General features: G+C 71.5%; 19 protein-coding genes. 5 read left to right on the top strand and 14 right to left on the bottom strand.

All coding sequences use genetic code 11. The features are described 5' to 3' along the window. Positions 1–14 precede the first annotated feature (14 nt). The 6 genes from ACZZ9K_RS15845 to ACZZ9K_RS15820 are packed head-to-tail and all read right to left on the bottom strand — an operon-like array spanning position 15 to position 8,683. Positions 15–992, bottom strand: coding sequence for an endo-beta-N-acetylglucosaminidase H (locus ACZZ9K_RS15845; RefSeq protein WP_138802828.1), 978 nt, complete (start codon positions 990–992; stop codon positions 15–17). A 56-nt stretch (positions 993–1,048) separates the two neighbouring features. Next, the gene (locus tag ACZZ9K_RS15840) at positions 1,049–4,072 is read right to left on the bottom strand and encodes an alpha-mannosidase (RefSeq protein ID WP_463444564.1); all 3,024 of its coding nucleotides are present in this window, start codon (positions 4,070–4,072) and stop codon (positions 1,049–1,051) included. A gap of 14 nt (positions 4,073–4,086) precedes the next feature. After that, positions 4,087–5,484 carry a glycoside hydrolase 5 family protein gene (locus tag ACZZ9K_RS15835; RefSeq protein ID WP_463444563.1) on the bottom strand — a complete coding sequence of 466 codons (1,398 nt, stop codon included), beginning with the start codon at positions 5,482–5,484 and terminating at the stop codon, positions 4,087–4,089. After that, complete coding sequence (locus ACZZ9K_RS15830) at positions 5,484–6,500, bottom strand: carbohydrate ABC transporter permease (protein WP_463444562.1); 1,017 nt, start codon at positions 6,498–6,500, stop codon at positions 5,484–5,486. The genes ACZZ9K_RS15835 and ACZZ9K_RS15830 overlap by 1 nt, the downstream gene beginning before the upstream one ends. Next, positions 6,497–7,375, bottom strand: coding sequence for a carbohydrate ABC transporter permease (locus ACZZ9K_RS15825; RefSeq protein ID WP_027464687.1), 879 nt, complete (start codon positions 7,373–7,375; stop codon positions 6,497–6,499). Before ACZZ9K_RS15825 ends, ACZZ9K_RS15830 begins: the two co-directional genes overlap by 4 nt. Before the next feature lie 33 nt (positions 7,376–7,408). Then, complete coding sequence (locus tag ACZZ9K_RS15820) at positions 7,409–8,683, bottom strand: ABC transporter substrate-binding protein (protein ID WP_463444561.1); 1,275 nt, start codon at positions 8,681–8,683, stop codon at positions 7,409–7,411. 118 nt (positions 8,684–8,801) lie between these two features. Between ACZZ9K_RS15820 and ACZZ9K_RS15815 the strand changes: the two genes are divergently transcribed. The 4 genes from ACZZ9K_RS15815 to ACZZ9K_RS15800 all read left to right on the top strand — a co-directional run bounded on the left by ACZZ9K_RS15815 (position 8,802) and on the right by ACZZ9K_RS15800 (position 13,196). Next, positions 8,802–9,833, top strand: a complete 1,032-nt coding sequence (locus tag ACZZ9K_RS15815) for a LacI family DNA-binding transcriptional regulator (protein WP_463444560.1) — start codon at positions 8,802–8,804, stop codon at positions 9,831–9,833. A 221-nt stretch (positions 9,834–10,054) separates the two neighbouring features. Further along, positions 10,055–11,623 carry a sensor histidine kinase gene (locus ACZZ9K_RS15810; protein ID WP_463444559.1) on the top strand — a complete coding sequence of 523 codons (1,569 nt, stop codon included), beginning with the start codon at positions 10,055–10,057 and terminating at the stop codon, positions 11,621–11,623. A 39-nt stretch (positions 11,624–11,662) separates the two neighbouring features. Then, positions 11,663–12,325 (top strand): response regulator transcription factor, encoded by a 663-nt coding sequence (locus ACZZ9K_RS15805; protein WP_027464682.1) that lies wholly within the window; start codon positions 11,663–11,665, stop codon positions 12,323–12,325. 13 nt (positions 12,326–12,338) lie between these two features. Beyond that, positions 12,339–13,196, top strand: coding sequence for an EamA family transporter (locus tag ACZZ9K_RS15800; protein ID WP_463444558.1), 858 nt, complete (start codon positions 12,339–12,341; stop codon positions 13,194–13,196). A gap of 68 nt (positions 13,197–13,264) precedes the next feature. Here the strand turns inward: ACZZ9K_RS15800 and ACZZ9K_RS15795 are convergent, their stop codons facing one another. Both ACZZ9K_RS15795 and ACZZ9K_RS15790 read right to left on the bottom strand, forming a co-directional pair. Then, positions 13,265–13,417 carry a hypothetical protein gene (locus ACZZ9K_RS15795; RefSeq protein ID WP_017886018.1) on the bottom strand — a complete coding sequence of 51 codons (153 nt, stop codon included), beginning with the start codon at positions 13,415–13,417 and terminating at the stop codon, positions 13,265–13,267. Between the two features lie 99 nt (positions 13,418–13,516). Next, positions 13,517–13,846, bottom strand: a complete 330-nt coding sequence (locus ACZZ9K_RS15790) for a hypothetical protein (RefSeq protein ID WP_138802820.1) — start codon at positions 13,844–13,846, stop codon at positions 13,517–13,519. Positions 13,847–13,993: 147 nt separating this feature from the next. On the opposite strand from ACZZ9K_RS15790, the gene ACZZ9K_RS15785 reads away from it, so the two are divergent. Continuing rightward, the gene (locus tag ACZZ9K_RS15785; protein ID WP_463444557.1) at positions 13,994–14,575 is read left to right on the top strand and encodes a hypothetical protein; all 582 of its coding nucleotides are present in this window, start codon (positions 13,994–13,996) and stop codon (positions 14,573–14,575) included. Between the two features lie 17 nt (positions 14,576–14,592). Here the strand turns inward: ACZZ9K_RS15785 and ACZZ9K_RS15780 are convergent, their stop codons facing one another. From ACZZ9K_RS15780 to ACZZ9K_RS15755, 6 genes are all read right to left on the bottom strand, one after another. After that, on the bottom strand, positions 14,593–16,254 hold the full coding sequence (locus ACZZ9K_RS15780) for a dipeptide ABC transporter ATP-binding protein (RefSeq protein WP_463444556.1): 1,662 nt from the start codon (positions 16,252–16,254) through the stop codon (positions 14,593–14,595). Continuing rightward, on the bottom strand, positions 16,251–16,784 hold the full coding sequence (locus tag ACZZ9K_RS15775) for a GbsR/MarR family transcriptional regulator (RefSeq protein ID WP_231495614.1): 534 nt from the start codon (positions 16,782–16,784) through the stop codon (positions 16,251–16,253). The genes ACZZ9K_RS15780 and ACZZ9K_RS15775 overlap by 4 nt, the downstream gene beginning before the upstream one ends. Further along, positions 16,781–18,190, bottom strand: coding sequence for a serine hydrolase (locus tag ACZZ9K_RS15770; protein WP_260678823.1), 1,410 nt, complete (start codon positions 18,188–18,190; stop codon positions 16,781–16,783). The genes ACZZ9K_RS15775 and ACZZ9K_RS15770 overlap by 4 nt, the downstream gene beginning before the upstream one ends. 70 nt (positions 18,191–18,260) lie before the next feature. Then, positions 18,261–19,151, bottom strand: a complete 891-nt coding sequence (locus ACZZ9K_RS15765; protein WP_071246671.1) for an ABC transporter permease — start codon at positions 19,149–19,151, stop codon at positions 18,261–18,263. Further along, positions 19,148–20,089: an ABC transporter permease gene (locus ACZZ9K_RS15760; protein ID WP_463444555.1), complete on the bottom strand. Its 942-nt coding sequence runs from the start codon at positions 20,087–20,089 to the stop codon at positions 19,148–19,150. The genes ACZZ9K_RS15765 and ACZZ9K_RS15760 overlap by 4 nt, the downstream gene beginning before the upstream one ends. Then, entirely contained in the window at positions 20,089–21,483 is a 1,395-nt protein-coding gene (locus ACZZ9K_RS15755; protein WP_463444554.1) for a M14 family zinc carboxypeptidase, read from the bottom strand. Before ACZZ9K_RS15755 ends, ACZZ9K_RS15760 begins: the two co-directional genes overlap by 1 nt.

The raw sequence follows: 21,483 nt of genomic DNA, 5'->3' as shown, positions 1-21,483 counted from the left end.
TCACGACGGACGCGTCAGCGGTACGACGCGGCCTGTCCGTACAGCACCTTCGTGAAGGAGGAGACGTAGGCGGACTCGTCGCCTCCCGGCAGGTTGTACGTCATGAAGACGCCGTACCCGTCGGCCTTCGTGCGCTGTGCGAGCGACACCGCGGTGGCCTGCGGGGTGTTCTGGATGTCGACCGCGGCGGCGGACAGCTTCGACTTCGGCAGGCCCGGGATCGTCGGCGCCGTGTAGGTGCCGTAGTACGGGTTCCAGGCGTAGTCGAGCTTGCCGCCGATCGACGGGCTCGCGGTCTTCAGGGCGTCGGACGACGGGCCGATGTCGTAGAACGAGATGATCTTGCCCGGCATGTCCGCACGCAGGGCACTGATGAGCCAGCCGATGGACTGCTGGTTCGGCTGCGGGGTACCGTTCACGCCGTAGTCGGAGTACTCGTCGTCCAGGTCGACGCCGTCGAGTCCGTACTTCTTCACCGTCGCCGAGACCTGCGCCGCGAAGTCCCGCGCCGCGGCCTTGGTCGGGAAGTTCGCGAGGCCGGCGCCCTGGTGGTTGCCGAGCACCGAGAGCGTGACCTTGATGCCCTTGGCCTGCAGCGGGCGGATCTGCGTGGCGGCCTGGTCGAGGGTGCGCTGCACGTTCTCGTTGTTGTACAGGACCGCCTTGCCGTCCTCGTAGTTGATGTTCGCGGCGAAGATGATCGCCACGTCGAACGCGTTCGCACCGTTCTCCAGCGTGTACCGACCGACGTTGGCGAGCTCGTCGTTGTTCACCTCGACGTAGGCGATGCTCGTCGGCCCTGACTTGGTGGGCGCAGCGTGGTGCCCGTGGCCATGACCGTGGCCGTGCCCGCCGCCGTGGGACGAACCGTGCCCGTGCCCGTGGCTGGACCCGGACGAGGAGGGCGCCGCGGACGCTGCGGCGGGCACCAGTGGTGCCGCGAGCATGGCGACCAGTGCGGTCGCGATGCTGAACTTCGTGGACTGCTTCATGTGGTTCCTCCTTGGGTGGGACGGGCGGTTGGTCGGTCAGTCGGTCGGTCAGTCGGTCAGGCGCGCGGGAACCGGAAGGTGCGGACCTCGTAGGCGTCGACGGCGAACGAGGACGCGGCGGCGGACGACGCCCCGGCGTCACCGAGCGGTTCCTCGAGCAGGGTCACCTCGACGGCAGCGCCGAAGGTCGCCTCGTCGGCCGAGACCGCGATGGCCCCGGTCCCCCGCTGCCCGGACGGCTCGTAGACGCGCACGACCAGGTCGCCCGACCGGTCGTCGGCGAGCTTGACACTCGACAGCACGACGTCGCCGGACACCTGCACCAGCGGCTCGAAGCCGTGCGCCCCCGTGATCGTCCGCGCGCCCGCGTTCATCCGCACGCCGGCCGACGTCGCTCCGAGCTGGTCGGTGCCGATGACGATGCCGTACCGGTGCGTCTGCACGCCCTGGTCGGTCTCGGGGTCCGGGAACCGCGGTGCCCGCAGCAGCGACAGCCGCACGGTGGTGGTGACGTGCCCGTCGACGGCGTCGCGCGTGGTGTCGAAGCCGTGGATCGAGTCGTTCACGAGCGCGACACCGAAGCCGGGCTCGGCCACCAGCACGTAGCGGTGCATCGAGGTCTCGAACTTCGCGGCCTCCCACGAGGTGTTCGTGTGCGTCACCCGCTTCTGCGCGCCGAACTGCGTCTCGGCGACGGTGTGCTCGGCGCGGACGTCGAGCGGGAACGCCACCTTGAGGAACTTCTCGGTCTCGTGCCAGTCGGTCACCTGGTCGAACTCCAGGGTGCGGGACCCCGGCGCCAGGACGATCTCCTGCGTCACCGTCGAGTCACCGAACGCCCGGGACACGACGACCCGTGCGACCCCGGCCTCGTCGACCGAAGCGGTCAGCGCGGTGGTCGACACGAGGTCCTCGACGCGGTTGCGGTAGTACCGGTCGACGTCCCACGCGTCCCACATGTTCGGGAAGTCCTGGTGCAGCTGCAGCAGGTTCGCCGCCTGGCCTGCCGCGATCGCCTCGCGCCCGCTCGCCAGGTCGACGGCGCTCGTCACGAGCCCCTGCGCGTCGACGACGACCCGCACCAGGTCGTTCGCCAGCACGTACCCGCCGTCCCGCTCGGTCAGGGACACGGCGGTCGCCACCGCCACATCGATCGCCACGACGGCGCCCTGCGCGGGTGCTCCGGCCTGGAGGAACGGGGCCGGGTTCACGACGACGGCCGCGTCCCCGGTGCCGGCGAGCGCCGAGAGCGCCTGGTCGATGATCGCGGTCAGCGCCGCGGCCGTCTCGGCGTACCGCTCGACCGCTTCGCGGTGCACCCACGCGATCGATGTGCCCGGCAGGATGTCGTGGAACTGCTGGAGCAGGACCTGCTGCCACAGGGCGTCGAGCTCGTCGTACGGGTAGGCGAAGTCGGTGCGGACGGCGGCGGTCGCGGCCCAGAGCTCGGCCTCGATGAGCAGCTGCTCGCACCGGCGGTTGCCCTGCTTCGTGCCGTGCTGCGACGTGAGCGTGGCCCGGTGCAGCTCGAGGTACAGCTCCCCCACCCACACGGGCGGATCGGTCAGTTCGGACTTCGCCCGGTCGAAGAACGTGTCCGGGTGCTCCCAGCGGACCTTCGCGCTGCCCTCGAGGTCCGCCAACCGTGCGGCGGTGCCGGTCATCTCGCGGGTGGTGCCACCGCCGCCGTCGCCCCAGCCGACCGGGGCGATCGAGCCGGTCGCGAGCCGGTTCTCGCGGAACTGGCGGGAGGCCTTCGCGACCTCGCTGCCGGACAACCGCGAGTTGTAGGTGTCCATCGACGGGAAGTGCGAGAACACCCGCGACCCGTCGATGCCCTCCCACAGGAACGTGTGGTGCGGGAACTTGTTGACCTGGTTCCACGAGATCTTCTGCGTGAAGAACCACTCGAAGCCCGCACGGCGCATGAGCTGCGGCAGTGCCGGCGAGTACCCGAAGCTGTCCGGCAGCCAGACGCCCTTGGGTCGGATGCCGAACTCGCGCTCGAAGAACCGCTGGCCCTGCGAGAACTGCCGGACGATGCTCTCGCCGGTCGGCATCACGGTGTCGGACTCGACCCACATGCCGCCGATCGGCAGGAACCGGCCGGCCTCGACCGCGGCCGTGACCCGGGCGTAGACCTCGGGGCGGTGCTCCTTGATCCACGCGTACTGCTGCGCGCTCGACATGCCGTACAGGAAGTCGTCGGTCTGGTCGATGAGCTCGGTCATGGTCGACGTGGTGCGGGCGACCTTGCGGATGGTCTCGCGCACGGGCCAGAGCCAGGCGGAGTCGATGTGGGCGTGCCCGACGGCCGAGATCGTGTGCGCCGAGGCCTCGGCAGGAGCGGCGAGCACCTCGGCGAGCGCCGCACGGGCGTCTCCGGCGGTCTCCGGGATGTGCTGCAGGTCGAGCGCGTCGAGGGCGTCGTCGAGGGCCTGCAGGATCCGCATGCGTCGGGGTCCGGCGGGCAGCTCGGCCTGCAGTTCGAGCAGGACGTCGATGTCGAGGGCGAGTTCGTGCACCTCGGACTCGAAGACGGCGAGCTCCATCCGCCGGGTGGCGTAGAGGCGCTTCGAGGACGAGGTCTGCACGTCGCCCTCCTGCGTCGGCAGGAAGGGGTGGTAGTCGAGCAGGACGGGGTTCGACGCGGCCTCGACGAACAGTTCGACGGTCTCGCCGCCCTCGGCCCGTTCGGTGACCAGGACCCACTGGTTGCGCGGGTTGATCGACTTCACGGGGGTGCCGTCTGCCAGGTAGACGAGTCCCTCGCACTGGAACCCGGGCATGTTCTTGTCGAAGCCGAGGTCGATCACGGCCTCCACCCGGCGTCCGGCCCACTCGGTCGGCACGGTCCCGGTCAGCCGGAACCACGTCGTGCCCCAGGCCGCGCCCCACGGAGTGCCGACCTCGTAGGGCTCGAACGTGAGCGCGAGCCCCTCGGTCGGCGGGACCGGCTCCCCCGGCAGCTCGTGCCAGGCGGCTTGGAGGGCCGTCGTGGTCGCGTGCACCGCGGGGGTGATCCGCTCGTCGAGCACCCGTCGGGCGCGTCCGGTGGTGAGGGGGATGTCGTCGTGCATGGGGCCTTCCGGGGTCAGGGCGTCGTCGCCGGGTGGGCGACGCGGACGGTGGTGGTGTCGAGGTCGGAGGGCACGTCGACGCAGCGGTCGATGCCGCGGGCGGCCAGCAGCGCGGTGTCCGAGCGTCGGGAGCGCAGGACGACCTGCGGGCCGCGGCCGTCCGGTGCGGCCTCGGCCAGGGCGAGCCAGGCGGCGGCGAACCGACCGCCGGGGGCGCAGTCGGCGCGGGTGCCGTGCCGGTCGGTGCCGTCGGACAGCACGTCGTCGAGGACGAGCGCCGTGGCCGACGGTGCGGCGCGGGCGTCGCGGGTGTGCTCGGCGCGGGCCAGGGCGGCGAACGCCTCGCCGGCGGGCTTCAGTCGTCCGTCGTTCGTGAACAGCCCGAGGTCGTACTCGAGCTCCGGGAAGTCCGCGAGCGACCGGGCGACGTCGTGCGAGCACCACCACGTCACGCCGAGCACCTGCTGCGCGTCGAGGACGTGCCGGATGGTCTGCTCGGTGAAGGCGGCGGCGTCGGCGGGGTCGACGACGTTGGTGGGGGCGCCGACCTCCTGCAGCCAGTTCGGCCGGGCGGGGTCGCGGTTCCAGGCCGCGGCGAGCTGGAGCAGGTACTCCCCGTGCCGCACCGACCCGGCTCCGAGGGCGCCGTGCAGGGCCGCCGAGCCGTTGAACACCCACGAGTGCGTGACCGTGGCGTCACCGTGGTCCGCCGCGTGCTCGGGGCCGAAGGGCTGGGTGTCGTCGTACCAGGCCGCGTCGTACTGCGCGACGGTGACCAGTGGCCCGGGGCGCGACCCGGTGGCGGACGGGACCGACGAGGCGGGGTCGAGGCGCGCCTCCAGGCCGACCGACACGGACGAGGCGACCGACGCCGACGACCCTTCCGACAGCCCCGCCCGCGCCGCCGCGACCATCGCCGCCGCCCACGCGTGCCCCTGCTCCGCCGTGATCGCGTGCGGTGCGGGGTGCGGCGCGTGTGCGAACTGGTTGACCTCGTTGCCGATGGTGATCCCGAGCAGGTTGGGCTTGTCGGCGACCGCTCCGGCGAGCGCCCGGACGTACGCGGCGGTCGACGCGACCACGTCCGGGTCGGTGAACATGTTGCGGCGGTGCCAGCTGTCCAGCCAGGACGGCACGAAGTCGAAGCTCGACAGGTGCCCCTGCAGGGCGTCCACGTTGACGTCGAGTCCGAACGAGCCGGCGAGGTCGACGACCGTCGCGACGTCGTCGAGGGCCTGCTGCCGGATGAGTGTGCGGTTCGGCTGGACGACCGGCCAGAGCGGGAAGATCCGCACGTGGTCGGCGCCGATCGACGCGATGGCCTCGAGGTCCCTGGCCGTGTCCGACCGCGAGAAGTCGAGCCACGAGTGGAACCAGCCGACCGAGGGCGTGTAGTTGACCCCGAACCGCATCAGCCCTTCACACCGCCCTCTTCGACGCCCTTGAAGAAGAAGCGCTGCAGGACGGCGAAGATCACGGCGATCGGGATGAAGGCGATCATGGTGCCGGCCGCGATCATCCGCTGGTCGGTGGCGAACGTGCCCTGCAGGTACTGCAACCCGACGGTCAGGGTGAGGTTCTCGGGCGACTGCAGCACGATGAGCGGCCAGAGGAAGTCGTCCCAAGCACCGATGAACGAGAAGATCGCGATGACCGCGATGGTCCCCTGCACGGCGGGCAGCGAGATGTAGCGCAGGCGCTGCAGGGCGTTCGCACCGTCCATCACCGCGGCTTGGTCGATCTCCTCGGGGATCTGCCGGAACGCGTTGAACATCAGCAGGACGTTGAGCGCCGCGATCATGCCGGGCAGGGCGACGCCGACCAGGTTGTCGGCGAGGCCGAGGTCCTTCACGGTGACGAACTGGGAGATGATCGTCGCCTCGCCGGGCAGCACGAGGGTGCCGAGGAACAGGCCGAGCACGAGCTTCCGGTGCCGCCACTGCAGACGGGCGAGGGCGAACCCGGCCAGGGTCGCGAACACGATGTTGCCGAGCACGTCGATCGCGGCGACGAGCAGCGAGTTGCCGATGTACCGCCACACCGGGATCGCGGCGGCGACCTTCAGGTAGTTCTCGATGGTCGGTTCGGACGGGATGAACGACGGGTTCGCCGTGTAGATGTCCTCACCGGCGCCCTTGAGCGACGTGGACAGCTGCCACAGGAACGGGCCGATCGTGATGAAGAGCACCACGATGAGCAGGACGTAGCGGACGACTTTCTCGCGGGTGGACATGACGCCCCAGACCGCGCGGCGCCGCTTGCGTCCGTCGCGTCCCTTCTGCCTGGAGGCCCGTCCCGCGCCCGTCGCGCCGGTCACGTCCGGCGTCGGGCTGGCTGCGCCCGTCGCGCCGGTCACGTCCGGCGTCGGGCTGGCTGCGCCCTGCGCGCCGCCGATGACGGGTTCGGTCGTGCTGGTCGTGTTCGTCACTTGTCCGCCTTGCTGTTCATCCGGGCGAGGGCGAGCATCGGCACGAGCGTCACGACGAAGAGCAGGAGGCTCAGGGCGGACGCGTAGCCGAGGTTGCCGGTGAAGCCGCGGGCGTACTGCTGGATGAGCATGACGAGCGAGTTGTCCTGCCCGCCGGGCCCGCCGGTGCCGTTCGTGAGGATGTAGAGCTCGCTGAACACCCGGAGCGCGGAGACGCACACCAGGATCCCGACGAGCGTCATGGTGCCGCGGACCCCGGGCATCGTGACCGACCAGAAGCGCCGGACCGCGCCGGCGCCGTCGAGCGCGGCGGCCTCGTGCAGGTCCTTGCCGACGTTCCCGAGGGCGGCCAGGAAGATGATCATGTAGTAGCCGAGCCCCTTCCACACCGTCAGGCTGATGGCGCTGAGGAGCAGCAGCCAGCGGTCGGTCAGGAACGGGACGCTGCCCTGCACGACGCCGAGGGCCTGCGCCATCTCGTTGATGACGCCGCGGTCGTCGAGGATCCACGTCCAGATGAGCCCGACGACCACCGCGGACGCGATGACCGGCGTGTAGAACGCGGTGCGGAAGAACGCGATCCCGGGCAGCTTCTGCTGCACGAGCACCGCGATGAGGAGCGGGAGGACCGTCAGCAGCGGCAGGCACACCGCCATGTAGATGACGCTGTTGAGCAGCGCCTCCCACACCTGCGGATCAGCGAGCAGGGTCTCGAAGTTCTGGACCCCCACCCACTGGCTGACGCCGCCGAGCGGGCTGGCGTTCGTGAACGACAACCGGACCGTGTTGATCGAGGGCCACAGGCTGAACGCGACGAGCCAGATCAGTGCCGGCAGGACGAGCAACCAGGGCGTGTACCAGCGGTTCGCACGCATGACGATCCTCCCTCTTCCTTCTCCGGGGCCGGATCAGCCGTTGGCCAGCAGGCTGTTCATCTTGGTCTGGGCGGTCTGCAGCGCCTTCTCGGGCGCCACCTGGCCCTTCATCGCGAGGGCGATCTGCTGGTCGAGGAAGTCCGTCATCGCGGAGTTCGCCTCGACCGGGTTGATGACCTTCGCCGTCTTCAGGGCCTCGTTCGCCAGGACCCGGGCCTCGCCGTTCACGGTGCCGTCGTCCTTCGAGAAGTACGGGTCGGACTGCGACGACGTGGTGGACGGGAAGATGTTGACCTTGTGGGCGAACGCCTCCTGGTTCTTCGCGTTCGTCATGAACTCCGCGAAGGCCTCGGCGGTGGCGAGGTGCTTCGACTTGCTCGAGACCGACAGGCCCTGCACGTAGAGCGGCGGGGTGTCGAGTGCGGGGCTGACGGTGACCTTGCCCTTGAGCGACGGGTTGTTCTTCTCGAAGTCGGCGAGCGAGGTGGCCCCACCGGTGGTCCAGGCGACCTTGGCCTGTGTGAAGAGGGTGGAGTTGCCGAGGTAGTCGCTGTTCAGCACGTTGGAGGGCATGTAGCCGTCCTGGTACGCGTCCTTGTAGCGGTCGATCAGGTCGGCGGCCTTCGCCGAGTCGGCGAAGGTGAACTTCGTGCCGTCGGCGTTGAGCACCTTGACGCCGGCGAGGGTGAAGTCACCGAGGCCGGGCTTCCGGCTCATCAGGTAGTCGGTCGGGCAGTTGTCGTGCATGGTCTTCGCCTGCGTGAACAGCTCGTCGGTGGTCTTCGGCGGGTTCTTCGCGTCGAGGCCGCACTTGGCGAACATCGTCGAGTTCCAGTAGTTCACGTCGGTGTTGAGGTACCAGGGGTACCCGAACGTGCCGTCCACTCCCTTGTACTTGTAAGAGTCCAACGCGCCGGCGACGTACGTGCCCTCGAGCTTCGAGTCGTCCTTCGCGACGTCCTGCAGGAACCCGCGCTTCGCGAGCGGCAGGGCGATGTCCGGCGGCAGGTTGATCACGTCGGGCAGGCTGTTCGACGAGGCCTGGCTGAGCACCTTGTCGGCGTACCCGTCGCCGGGCTGGTCCTGCAGCTTGACCTTCGCGTCCGGGTGGGCCTGCTCGAAGTCCTCGATGACCCCGTCGAGGTAGCCCGTGTAGGTCGGCGTGAGCGCCCAGGTCTGCAGGGTGATGGTGCCGCTGATCTCGCCGCCGCCGTTGTCGGCCGCGTTTCCGCCGCTCGAGCAGCCGGTCAGGACGAGCGCCGTCGCGGCGGCCGTCGCGAGCAGCGCGGTGGCGCGGCCCCTCGTCATGCGTGTGGTGGTCCTCATGGCGTCTGACTCCCTCGTCATAGCTGAACCGGTTCAGCAGCAGTCACCGAACCCGTGTGTGGCAGCCACTGTGGATGACTAAAGCGCTATAGTCAACCCCGTGGCCACCAAGCGTCGAACGACGATCGCCGACATCGCCGCGCGGGCCGGTGTGTCCATCAGCGCGGTGTCGTTCGCGTTGAACGACCGCCCCGGTGTCTCCGACGAGACCCGTCGCCGCGTGCGTGAGATCGCCCGCGAGCTCGACTGGCAGCCACACACCGCGGCCCGGGCACTCGGCGGCGCGAAGGCCGGTTCCATCGGGTTCGTGCTGAACCGCCCGGCCCGGACCCTGGGCACGGAGTCGTTCTTCGGCGACCTGATCTCCGGCATCCAGCTCGGGCTCGCCGGCACCCACGTCGGCATGAACCTGCTCGTCGCCCGTGATGCCGAGGAAGAACTCGAGACCTACCGGGACTGGTGGCGCGGGCACCGTGTCGACGGCGTGATCGTGATCGACCCCCGTCGCGACGACGCCCGGCTCGCCCTGCTCGCCGACCTCGGCATGCCGACCGTCGTCGTCGGCTCGCACCCCTCTCCCGACGGCGCAGCACCCACGGTCTGGATCGACGACTCGGACGCCACCGACACCGTTCTGCGGTACCTGCACGCCCTCGGGCACCGACGCATCGCGCACGTCGCCGGCAGGCCCGAGTTCGAGCACACCGCCATGCGCATGGACCGGCTCCGGGCGTTCGCTGCCGACGAGGGGCTCGACGACGCGGTCTCGGTGCCGACGGACTACTCGGCCGAGGCCGGCGCGAGCGCCACCCGCACTCTGCTGTCGAGGAGCGTCCGACCGACCGCGATCGTCTACGACAACGACGTGCTCGCCGTCGCCGGGCTGGGCGTGGCGAGCGAGATGGGCGTCGCGGTGCCCGGCGACGTCTCGATCGTGTCCTTCGACGACTCGGCGATGATCCGGCTCGTCCGGCCGGCGATCACCTCGCTCACCCGCGACACGGTCGAGCTCGGACAGCGTGCGGCGACCCTGCTGCGCGCGCAGATCGACGCCAGCGCCGCGCTCCCCTCACGCCCGGGCCCCTCGCTCACCCTGAGCGTCCGCGAGTCCACCGGTCGCGCACCCGCCTGACCCTGCTGCCCCGGCTGCCCCGCGTGACACGGTGCGAGGTTCCGGATACCGTGCAGCGGCTCCTGCCCAGCACCGACTCCGGAACCTCGCACGGGACAGTGATCCACGGGCAGGACGCGTGGGCGAGGATCGGGTGGCCTGCGGAAGAGGGGGGATAACCCCACCCGGGGTGGGGAGAGGGCAGGATGGGGGAACGGCTCCGCGATCGCGAGGCTGGATGCATGACCGACACCGACCGCCTCGACCAGGCGCGAACCGTCCCGCTGGACGACGTCACGCCTTCGCCCGACCAGGCCCAGACCGTCCCGCTGGGCGACTCCGTGCCCCCTGGAGCCACCAAGCCGATGCCCCAGTACCCGCGCCAGCACCACCAGGACCCCCAGGACGCCCCGCAGTCACCGCCGGCGTCGTGGAGCGCCACCCCTCGGGTCGGGTCCGGCCCGGTCGGTGGTTCCGGTCGCGGGTCCGGCATGACCGCGGGGCAGTTCTACCGCGACGCGTGGAAGCGCCTGCCGCGGGACTTCGGCTACATGGCGCTCACCGCCGTGCTGCTCTGCACGCTGTACTTCGCGTTCCCGGCGGCGGTCTTCGGTGGCGGGTTCCGGGACCTGTTCAACCCCTTCGTCCTGCTCATGTTCTTCATCGCGCTGTTCGTGGCGCGGTGGCTCGGACAGTTCGAGAAGCTCCGCATGAGCTGGGCCGACCGACGTCCGATCCGCCCGGTGGACTGGACGCCCCGCTGGCAGCAGAACTGGTGGACCCGCACGGGCTCGGCCGTCGCCAACCCGCACTACTGGCTCTACCTGCTGCACGCCGCGGTCGTGTACCCGCTCGTCGCGGTCGTGACCGTCGGGACCGGTGCACTGCTGCTCGTCGGCTTCGCCTGGCCGATCGTCGTGGGCGGACTGTACTTCGCGAACAACGTCCGGGTCGGCTACTTCACGGACAGCGTCGGGTTCGTGACCGGCGTCGGCGCCCTCGGGCTGCTGTCGATGGCCGCCTCGGTCGTGCTCTTCCCGCTCTGGGCCCGCGGCTCCGTCCTGGCGCACTACTGGGTCGACTTCGGCCTGCTGGGCGGCTTCCGGGCCGAGCAACTCGAGCAGCGCGTCGCCGGCCTGCAGGCCTCCCGCGCCGGTGCCGTCACCGCCGAGGGCCAGGCACTCCGCCAGATCGAGCGCGACCTGCACGACGGCCCGCAGCAGCGGCTGGTGCGACTCCGCATGGACCTGTCCGCCGCCGAGCGCGCCTTCGAGAAGGACCCCGAGAAGGCCAAGCAGCTCATCGGTGAGGCATCCGAGCACGCCCAGGACGCCCTCGACGAACTGCGCGCACTGTCACGCGGCTTCGCCCCGCCGATCCTGCTCGACCGCGGACTCGTCGCGGCGCTCGAGGCACTGGTCGCCCGCACCCCGATCCCGGTGGGCCTGGACGTCCGGCTGCCCGAGGGCCTGGAACTCGCCACGGAGATCCAGCGCAACGTGTACTTCACGGTGAGCGAGCTCCTGACGAACACCATGAAGCACGCCGGCGCCACCACCGCCGGGGTGTACCTCGGCCTGGTCGTCGACGCCTCGGGCCTCTGGTACCTGACCGTCAGCGTCACCGACGACGGCCGAGGTGGTGCCCGACCGCAGCAGGGCCACGGGATCGAGGGCCTGATCGGCCGCATGCGGGCCCTCGACGGCGACCTGGTCGTCTCGAGCCCCGAGGGCGGCCCGACCGAGGCCACCGCCCGGATCCCCCTCGGTGCCCTGAACGGCGTGCCGACGGCGGCGAACCAGCGGTCGTGACCCCACGGGGGCGTCCGCGCTCCCACTAGGCTGGTCGGCATGACAGACGGCCCGGATGCAGCACGCATCCGGGCCGTCGTCGTCGACGACGCCGTCCTGCTGCGCGAGGGCCTGGCCCGCGTGCTCGACGAGGCCGGCATCGACGTCATCGGGCAGTACTCCGACGCCCGGGCGTTCCTGGCGACGTTGCCCGAGGGTGCACCCGACGTCGTGGTGATGGACGTGCGGATGCCGCCGACCTTCACCGACGAGGGCGTCCGCGCCGCCGTCGAGACCCGCCGGATCGCCCCACGGACGGGCGTGCTCCTGCTCTCCCAGTACGTCGAGGCCACCTACGCCGAGGACGTCCTCGCCGCCGGCGCGACCGGCATCGGCTACCTGCTCAAGGACCGCGTCACCCGGCTCGAGGAGATCGACGACGCCGTCCGCCGCATCGCCGCCGGGGGCACCGTGCTCGACCCCGAGGTCGTCACGCAGCTGATGAGCCGCCGCCGCGACCCGCTCGCAGCCCTGACCCCGCGCGAGCGTGACGTGCTCGGGCTGATGGCCGAGGGCCGCACGAACGCCGCGATCGCCCGCGCCCTGGTGATCGGCACCGGTGCCGTCGAGAAGCACGTGTCGAGCATCTTCGGCAAGCTCGCACTCGAGGACACCGGAGAGGACCACCGCCGGGTCCTCGCCGTCCTCGCCTACCTCGGATGAGCCGAGCCCGAGGATGAACCGGGTCCCCGCGCCCCTGCTGGCCCTCACCGCGATGGTGTCCGTCCAGCTCGGCGCCGCGATCGCGAAGACCCACTTCGACGACGTCGGTGCGGTCGGGGCCGCCACGCTGCGGCTCGTCATCGGTGCCGTCGTGCTCGCCGTGGTGGTCCGTCCCCGCGTCCGGCACTGGACGCGGGCGCAGTGGCTCGGTGCGGTCGGGCTCGGCCTGGCGCTCGGCGGCATGAACGTCTTCATCTACCTGTCGTTCGCGAGCATCCCGATCGGGGTCGCCGTGACGATCGAGTTCCTCGGGCCGCTCGCCCTGTCGCTCGTGCACACCCGGCGTTGGCGCGATGCACTGTGGGCGGTGCTGGCGCTCGCCGGGGTCGTGCTGCTCGGCGTCGGTCCGACCGCGGTGACCGAGGTGGGTGGGGTCGTCTGGGCGGTCCTGGCAGCCGGGTGCTGGGCGGGCTACATCGTGATGAACCGGCACGTCGGCGCCGCGATCCCCGGAGTCGACGGGCTCGTCGTGTCGATGGTGGTCGCGATGCTCGTGTCGTTGCCCTTCGGGCTCCGGTCCGCGGTCGACGGCGTCCTGCGCGAACCGACGCTCCTGATCGTCTTCGGTGCGGTCGCCGTGCTGTCCAGCGTGCTGCCGTACGCCCTCGAGATGCTCGCGCTCCGCCGGATGCCGACGCGGGTGTTCGGCGTGCTGCAGAGCCTCGGCCCGGCGATCGCCGCCCTGGCCGGCCTGGTGGTGCTGGCCGAGGGGCTGTCGGTGCTCGAGACGGTCGCCCTGGCGTGCGTCACCGCCGCGAGCGTCGGCGTGACGCTGTCGGCGCGTCGCCGACGCGGCGGACCGGTGGGGTGAACGAAGAGGAGGCCCGGATCAACTCCGCCGACGGCGGTGCGTGATCCGGGCCTCCTGGAGAAGACCGTCTACTCGTCGCGCAGGAAGTCTGCGTACGTGGGTTCCGACTGCTCGCCCGACAGCAGGGCCGGATCGTTGATCCGGCGCTCGACGTAGGCGCTGATGACCTCGGGCGGGGTGAGCACGTGGGCGACCCAGGACGGCACCGCTGCGTTCTTCATGGTGCCTCCTTCTGGACACGGGTCGGACCGAATGCCTCGATCAGTGAGTTACTTGCTGAACCCGCGTTCGCTAAACCATCCTCGGGGTGCGGGCGGAAGTCAACGCAGTGCGTTCTGCGGACTCCGGTTCGCGCTGTCCCGGTCGGCACGGAGCATGCGGTGCTTCACCGCGGAGCGCCACACCCACGCCTCGGCCTGCTGCCCGAACTGCGCCCACTCCACCAGCACGGCATCGCGGGTCCAGCTCTTCGCGAAGGCCTTCACCCGGACGTGGAAGGTCGGGAATTGGATCCACGCCCAGACCGGCTTCGGGGTGACGGCGTGGCAGACGTCGCCGCCGCGGGCGTCCTCGGACAGGGAGTACGCGCGCGGACGCTCGACCTCCGGGTGTTCCGGGGGCTGCCACCGGTTCTCGCGACGCCGTCCCACGACGGTATTCGAACGTGTGTTCGAACGACAGTCAAGTCGACCGCGCCGTCTGGACGAGCACCCGGGGACGGACGGGCGTGTCGCAAGGGGCACCGAACGGCGGGGAGCGTGTTCCGCTGGCGGGGTCCCGGGGCATAGGGTGCGGGCATGCAGAGCAGCACGGGGGTACGGGTGGTGTCGGCGGCCGCGGTCGTGGCGGCGCTGGTGTTCGGAGCGGCCGGACTGGTCGGGACGGTCTGGTTGGCGCCCTGGGACCTGCCCCGCGGGTTGCTCCTCGGCGCCACGGTCGTCGCCGGCATCGCCGCAGTCGTCGTGCTCGTCGCCGCGGTGCGTGCTCGGGACCGCCGGGCGCTCACGTTCGGGGTGTCCGTGCTCGCGTTCGCGCTCGTGTCGCTGGTTCCCGGACTGTTGATCGACGTGTTCCTCGTCGTCGCGCAGGCGGCGCTCGTGGCCTTCGGTGTCGTCACCGTCCGGAGTGAGCCGGGAGTGCAGCGGGCCTTCGGCTGGATCGTCACGGTGGCGGCCGCGGCGTGGTTCGTCACCGCGCTGCTGTCGGAGACCGTGCTCCTCACGGCGCTCCCGCAGGAGTCGCTCGGCGTGGCCTTCGCGGTCCCGGGCCTGCTGCAGACCGTCGCGTACCTGGCCGCGGCGGTGCTCGTCGCGGTGCCGCTGCTGCGCCCGGTGGGCCGCGGTGTCGGCGTGTTGTGGGCCTCGGCCGAGGTGCGCTGACCCGGACACCGCCCGCCTCAGCCTGCGCGGGCCGCCAGACGCTCGGAGCGTCGGCGTGCCTGCTCCCCGGGGTCCGGCACCGGGGCGGCCTGGATGAGCCGTCGTGTGTACGGGTCCTGCGGCGAGCGCAGGATGGCGTCGCGGGTCCCGTGTTCGGCGACCCGGCCGCCGTGCAGCACGACGACCCGGTCGCACAGGGTGTCGACCACGGCGAGGTCGTGCGTGACGAACAGGCACGCGAACCCGAGGCGCTCCTGCAGCTCGCGGAACACGTCGAGCACGCGGGCCTGCACCGACACGTCGAGCGCACTCGTCGGCTCGTCGGCGATCAGGAGCGCGGGGTCGAGGGCCACCGCGCGGGCGATCGCGACGCGTTGCCGTTGGCCACCGGAGAGTTCGTGCGGGTAGCGCTCGGCGTAGCCGCCGTCGAGACCGACGTCGGCGAGGAGCCGTTCGACACGCTCCTCGACCTGCACCGCCGGCAGCCGGAGGATCTGGCGGAGGGGCTCGGCGACGGTCTGCCCGACGGTGTACCGGGGGTTGAGCGACCGGAGCGGGTTCTGGAACACCACGCCGACGTGCTGGCGCATCTGCCGGCGGGCGGCTCGTCGTGCGCCGGCGACGTCGGTGCCGTCGACGACCACCGAGCCGGAGGTGATCGGCGCGAGACCGACCGCGGCCCGGCCGATGGTGGTCTTGCCGCTGCCGGACTCCCCCACCAGGCCGACGATCTCGCCACGGCCGACGGTGAACGACACGTCGTCGACGGCACGGAAGCGCCCGCGCAGGGCACCGCCGTACTCGACCACGAGGTGCCGGACGTCCAACACGGCGGCCGGGGGCTCCGTGGCGGAACCGAGCCGGGCCTCCTGGCCGGACCCGGTGCCCATCCGCGGGACCGCAGCGAGGAGTTCCCGCGTGTACTCGGCGGACGGTGCGGCGAAGACCGCCTCGGCGGTGCCGGTCTCGACGACGCGTCCGCGGCGCATCACGACCACCCGGTCGGCGAGGTCAGCGACGACGCCCATGTCGTGGGTGATGAGCAGGATCGCGGTGCCGGTGCGCTCGCGCAGCGCGCGGAGGACGTCGAGCACCTCGGCCTGCACGGTGACGTCGAGGGCGGTCGTCGGCTCGTCCGCGATGAGCAGGTCCGGGTCGGCGGCGAGCGCCATCGCGATCATCACGCGCTGGGCCTGCCCGCCGGAGAGTTCGTGCGGGTACTGGCCCAGGCGGCGTTCGGGTTCGGGGACCTCCACGGCGCGGAGCAGCTCGAGCGAGCGCTCCCGGACGGCGGCGCGGTCGTGCGGGCCGTCGGTGCGTCGGACGGCCTCGGCGAGCTGGAACCCGATGGTGAACACCGGGTTCAGCGCCGCGGACGGGTCCTGGAAGATCATCGACACGCTGCGGCCCCGGACCGACCGGAGGGTGCGCTCGTCGGTGCCGATGACCTCGAGGTCGCCGAGCCGGATGCTCCCCGAGGCGCGCGCACCGTCGGGGGCGATGCCCATCGCGGTCATCGCGGTCATGCTCTTGCCGGAGCCGGACTCCCCCACGACCGCGACGACCTCGCCCCGGGCGACGGTGAACGAGGCGTCTTCGACGGCGCGGACGACCTCGCCGTCGACGTCGAAGGTGACGGTGAGGTGCTCGACGGTCAGGACGTCGGTGGTGCCGCTCATGGGGTCTCCGGGGGGTCGGTGTCGTCGCGGGCGGCCTTGAAGGCCTCCCACTCCTCGAGCATCTTGCGGTGGTAGCCCTGCAGCCACTGCATGTAGTCGCGGCCGTTGAGCAGGCGCTCGCGGACCTCGGCGTCCACGTCGCCCGTGCCGGTGCGGCCGGCACCCTCGACGACGGCGAGCCCGCGGCCGATGATGTCGCGCTGCCGGTCGAGGTACTTCCGTTCGCTGGCGAGCCAGGAGCCCCAGACGTCGGCCTCGGCGCGGAAGTAGTGGCTGCGCTCGCCGGGGACGATGTGGCGCTTCACGAACCCGGAGTCGACGAGCCGCCGGGTGGCCATCGACACCGACCCCGAGCTGGCACCGAGCGCTGCCTGCAGGTCGGACGACGACGAGTGCGGCGCGCGGGTCATCATCAGGTAGCCGAGCACCCGGGCGTCGGTGAGGGGCATGCCCGCGCCGTCGTTGAGCATCAGGGCGAACTCCTCGACGAACGCCTGGCGCTCCGGTCCGAGCAGCCGGTCGTCGGTCACGAGGCCAGCCCGGCGGCCACCTCGGGTCGCTCGTCCGGGATCGACCACGGCTCCTGCGACATGCCGCCCCCGCCGCGGATCGCCCGCACGGTGCCGTCCTCGTCGCGCGTGTAGGTGATGTCCTCGTCGACCGAGCCGAAGCGGTTGCCGTGGGTCATCCGCAGGGTGTCGGCGTCGACGACCTCGAGCCGGGTGGGGGTGTCCATCGGTTCGGGGCCGGACGGGTCGACCTCGACGAGCCGGTCACCGATCCGGGCGACGTCGGTGACGCCCCACGGGTTGGCGAAGCGTCCGGTGAACGCGGCGGTGTCGACGTCGTCGGGCACCGGGGTCCCCGGGGCATCGGCGTCGGCCGCTGCGTCGAGCATGGCGATGACCGCGGTGGCGATGAGCGTGGCGGGTCCGGCGGCGGCACTCGTGAGCACCGACACGACGAGCCCGGACGCCGGGTCGAACATCGACTGGGTGATGTGGCCGGGGAACCCGCCCGAGTGGCCGCGGATCTCCCGTCCGCCGATCCGGTCGACGATGAACCCGGCGCCGTAGCCGCGGGCCGCGGGGTCGTCGGTGGCGCTCCAGGCCTTCCGCTGCGCGAGGCGCTTGGAGTGGTCGTCGAGCAGGGTGCCCTGCCCGATCACGTGCTGCGAGAAGTAGCGGACCAGGTCGGACGCGGTGCCGTGGAACCCGGTGGCGGCGGCCATCGCGCGGGTGTCGACGTGGTCGATGCGCTGCCGGTGCCTGGCGGTGTGGAAGCCGGTGTACCCGACCACGAAGTCGTCGGCGCGTGCGGGGTCCCAATCGGGGCCGGTGTTCCGCAAGCCCAGGGGTTCGGTGATCGACTCCCGCACGAAGTCGTTGTACGACCGCCCGGAGACCTCGGCGATGACCAGGCCGAGCAGGGAGTAGCCGAGGTTCGAGTAGTTGAACGACGAGCCGGTCGGCACCTTCTGGCCCCGGTCGAGCACGAGCGCCAGGAGTTCCTGCTCGTCGGGGAACGGGCGGAGCAGGGACCAGTAGTCGCCGTCGTGCCCATCGCGGATGACACCGGCACCCATCTCCATGAGCTCGCGCAGGGTGGCGTCGGCGAGCGGGGAGCCACCGTCGACCAGTGCCGGGACGTACGTGCCGACGGTGTCGTCGAGCCGGAGCGACCCGCGCTCGGCGAGCTGCAGCAGGGCCGTCGCGGTGAAGGTCTTCGAGTGCGAGGCGATGCGGAACAGGTCGGTGGTGGTCAGGCGGCGCCCGGCCTCGACGTCGGCGTAGCCCCAGGCCTCGTCGAACAGCACCTCGCCGCCGTACCCGACGGCGACCTGCACGCCGGGCACCCGCAGCTGCCACACCTTGTACGACACCCACTCACGGATGTAGGGCAGGGTCTTCCGGTAGGCGGAGAGGGTGTCGGTCACGGTGGTCCTTTCGAGAAGCGGTGGTTCGAGTCTGGCGCGTCGATCGCTGCGGCGTCCGCCGCGACGCACGTCAGCGCCGACGCGGGTCGAGTGCGGCACGCAGCGTGTCGCCGAGCGCGATGACGGCGAGCACGGTCACGGCGAGGAACGCCGCCGGCGCGATGAGCATGTGCGGGGCCCGGAGGAACTGCGACGTCGCCGCGGACAGCTGCAGCCCCCACGAGATCGCCGGACGCTCCAGCCCGATGCCGAGGTAGGTCAGCGACGACTCGGACACGATGACGCCGCCGACCGTGATGGTGGCGAGCACGAGCAGCGGCGAGATCGACGACGGCAGCACGTACCGGGTGGTGATCCGCCACGTCGACAACCCCATCGTCCGCGCGGCGAGCACGAACTCGGCGCCCCGGACGCTGCGGACGCTCGACCGCACGAGCCGGGCCATCGTCGGCCACCCGAACAGGGCGAGCACGAGCGACACGGTGAGCACCGACCGCTCCCCCACGCTGTTCAGCACCACGACGGCGCCGAGCAGGAACGGGAACCCGAGGAACACGTCGGTGAGCCGGGCGAGGACGGCGTCGACCCACCCGCCGACCATGCCCGCGACGGTCCCGACGACGACCGCGACCATGCCGGCGAGCAGGGTCGTGAGCACCGCGACGGCGATCGACGACCGGGTGCCCCAGACGACGTTCGCGTACACGTCGCAGCCCTGCAGGTCGAAGCCGAACGGGTGCCCGGCGGTCGGTGACGCCCCGCTCCGGCCGAGGTCGCACACCCGGGGGTCGCCGTGGCCGAACAGGCCGGCGAACAGCTGCGGGAACGCCGCGATGAGCAGGACCACCACGAGCACCGACGCGGGCACCCAGAACCCCGGCGTCCGTGCCGCGGCGAGCAGTGGCCGGCGCCGGACCCCGACGACGGGTTCGACGGTGGCGCCGAGGGCTTCGGTGGTCATCGGGTGGCTCCTGTCCGGACGCGCGGGTCGAGGGCGGCGTGCAGCAGGTCGACGAGCACGCTCGTGACGAGGAACACCAGGATGAGGGCGGTCGAGATGCCGACGACGACGGCACCCTCGTGCGAGCGGATGCCCTGGAACAGCAGGTTCCCGACGCCCGGCAGGTTGAAGATGCCCTCGATGATGACGGTGCCGCCCATCAGGTACCCGAGGTCGGTCGCCAGGTAGGTGGCGGTGGGGATGAGCGAGTTCCGCAGCACGTGCACGCCGACGATCCGGCCCGGGGCGAGCCCCTTGGCACGGGCCGTCCGCACGTAGTCGGCGTCGAGCGTCTCGATCATCGACGTCCGGGTGAGCCGGGACACCGCGGCCAGGCCGAACAGGGCGATCACGAACGCCGGCAGGACGTACGCGGTCGGCCACCCGGCGGTGACGCCCGCGACCGGGAACCAGTGCAGCCGCACCGAGAACACCAGCTGCAGGGCCACACCGAGCACGAACACGGGGACCGCGCCGACGACGATGGTGCCGACGAGCACCGTCTTGTCGAGCACGGTGCCGCGCTTGAGCGCCGAGACGACGCCGAGCCCGATGCCGAGGACGATCTCGAGCGCCCACGCGCTCAGCGCCAGCGTGATCGTCACCGGCCACCGCGAGGCCATCTGCTCGCCCACGGACTGCCCGTTGAAGTCGGTGCCGAAGTCACCCCGGAACAGGCCGCCCAGGTACTGCACGTACTGCAGCCACAGCGGCTGGTCCAGGTGGTACTCCGCCCGCAGCGCCCGCACGACCGAGTCGGTGAGGGGGCGCTCGCCGCCGAGCGCCTTGATCGGGTCGCCGGGCAGCGCGAACGTCATCGCGTAGATCAGGAAGGTCACCCCGAGGAACACGATGACCAGGCCGCCGAGTCGGCGACCGACGGCGAGCGTCGGACGCATCACGCGCCTCCCGAGACGGTCGCCGACACCGGCCGGGAGGCGCGGGTCGGGTCCGCCACGTGCGCCGCGCAGGCGAGGATCGCCCCGTACTGCACGCCCACGAGCTTCCCCACCGGGATCGGCTCGGCACCCGTCGACGCGTCCGCCTGCCAGTGCGCGTACCGCTCCGCCAGGCGGTCGCGGAGCCGCCGGAGCGGCGCGGACGCCGTGCCGGCGGTCGTCTCCGCCTCGACGGCGCGCAGGAGCATGCCGCCGTAGCGCAGGCGGAAGCAGCGGACGAGGTCCTCGCAGCCGAAGCGCTCCGCGACGGTGGCGGTGCGGTCGGCCGGTTCCCGTTCGGCGCGGCGGCGGTCGGTGTCCGCCATGCCGACGAGCATCGGGACGAACGCCCGGGAGGCCTCGAGGAACGGGGACGGGATCGAGAGCATCGGCGACGCCTCGTCGAGGAACGCCTGCAGCTCCGCACCCGAGGCACCGAGCTCGTCCGCGCACCGGCGGAGCAGGTCGGCGTACGACTCGTCGGTCGGGGTCGGGTCGTCGGCGTCGGGGTGGCTCCAGTACGGCAGCTCGGCCACCATGCAGAGGGCGCCGTGGCGCATCGCCCACGCCGCGCTCGACCCGCCGTGGATGTGCTCGCCGGGGTCGACGCCGAGCTCCTCGAGGTAGGCGTACGCCGTCTCGATGCCGTCCATCGCGAACACGGCCGGGGCGAGCTCCCGCAGGTACGGGGACTCCGGCTCCCCGGTGTCGAGCGGCAGCCCGAGTGCGGCCGGCACCGCGTGCAGGGTGTCGACGACGTCGGGCAGGTCCTCGGACAGGTAGTAGTAGACGCCGCCCATCTCGCCGTTGTGCAGGCTCACGAGCAGGTCCGGCTCGGTGTCGTCGATGAGCCGCATGAACGCGAGCGTCTCGGGCAGCACCTGGTCGAAGTACACCGACTTGTAGCTGTTCGGGAACGTCCACTCGACCTGGCTGTCCGGCGCGGGCCGGTAGAAGTGCCGCGAGTAGAAGACCCGGTCGTGCGGATCGTGGAACCACGCCTCGTTGAGCCGCATGCCGTCCGGGTCGATCGTCGGGACGATGTGCCAGGTGACGTCGAGCGCCTGCACCCGCTCGTCACCGAGGGCCGTCTCGGCGAGGTGCAGCGCCGTCCACGAACCGATCGGCTCGTTCGGGTGCACCCCGCCGACCACGACGGCCGCGTGCGACCCGGTGCCGATGCGGTAGCTGTGCAGGGGTTCGCCGAGGCGGCTCGTGCCGATCCGGGTGACCGTGACCCGGTCCCGGTGCGCGGCGGCGAGCGCGGCGAACCGGGCGTGCAGGTCGTCGACGAGCGGGAAGCCGTCGCGGTCGGGGACGTCGCGGACCAGGTCGAGGACGGTGTGCTGCTCCAT

Source organism: Curtobacterium sp. AC268, from assembly GCF_979258745.1.
The sequence above is the reverse complement of the archived record's forward strand: the minus strand, read 5'-3'. Positions and strand labels throughout refer to the sequence as shown.

Excerpts from the sequence above, each read along its gene's own strand:
- ACZZ9K_RS15820 (WP_463444561.1), bottom strand. The coding sequence starts at position 8,683 with ATGACGAGGGGCCGCGCCACCGCGCTGCTCGCGACGGCCGCCGCGACG.
- ACZZ9K_RS15800 (WP_463444558.1), top strand. The coding sequence starts at position 12,339 with ATGAACCGGGTCCCCGCGCCCCTGCTGGCCCTCACCGCGATGGTGTCC.
- ACZZ9K_RS15825 (WP_027464687.1), bottom strand. The coding sequence starts at position 7,375 with ATGCGTGCGAACCGCTGGTACACGCCCTGGTTGCTCGTCCTGCCGGCA.
- ACZZ9K_RS15810 (WP_463444559.1), top strand. The coding sequence starts at position 10,055 with ATGACCGACACCGACCGCCTCGACCAGGCGCGAACCGTCCCGCTGGAC.
- ACZZ9K_RS15780 (WP_463444556.1), bottom strand. The coding sequence starts at position 16,254 with ATGAGCGGCACCACCGACGTCCTGACCGTCGAGCACCTCACCGTCACC.
- ACZZ9K_RS15755 (WP_463444554.1), bottom strand. The coding sequence starts at position 21,483 with ATGGAGCAGCACACCGTCCTCGACCTGGTCCGCGACGTCCCCGACCGC.
- ACZZ9K_RS15795 (WP_017886018.1), bottom strand. The coding sequence starts at position 13,417 with ATGAAGAACGCAGCGGTGCCGTCCTGGGTCGCCCACGTGCTCACCCCG.
- ACZZ9K_RS15785 (WP_463444557.1), top strand. The coding sequence starts at position 13,994 with ATGCAGAGCAGCACGGGGGTACGGGTGGTGTCGGCGGCCGCGGTCGTG.
- ACZZ9K_RS15765 (WP_071246671.1), bottom strand. The coding sequence starts at position 19,151 with ATGACCACCGAAGCCCTCGGCGCCACCGTCGAACCCGTCGTCGGGGTC.
- ACZZ9K_RS15845 (WP_138802828.1), bottom strand. The coding sequence starts at position 992 with ATGAAGCAGTCCACGAAGTTCAGCATCGCGACCGCACTGGTCGCCATG.
- ACZZ9K_RS15760 (WP_463444555.1), bottom strand. The coding sequence starts at position 20,089 with ATGCGTCCGACGCTCGCCGTCGGTCGCCGACTCGGCGGCCTGGTCATC.
- ACZZ9K_RS15840 (WP_463444564.1), bottom strand. The coding sequence starts at position 4,072 with ATGCACGACGACATCCCCCTCACCACCGGACGCGCCCGACGGGTGCTC.
- ACZZ9K_RS15835 (WP_463444563.1), bottom strand. The coding sequence starts at position 5,484 with ATGCGGTTCGGGGTCAACTACACGCCCTCGGTCGGCTGGTTCCACTCG.
- ACZZ9K_RS15805 (WP_027464682.1), top strand. The coding sequence starts at position 11,663 with ATGACAGACGGCCCGGATGCAGCACGCATCCGGGCCGTCGTCGTCGAC.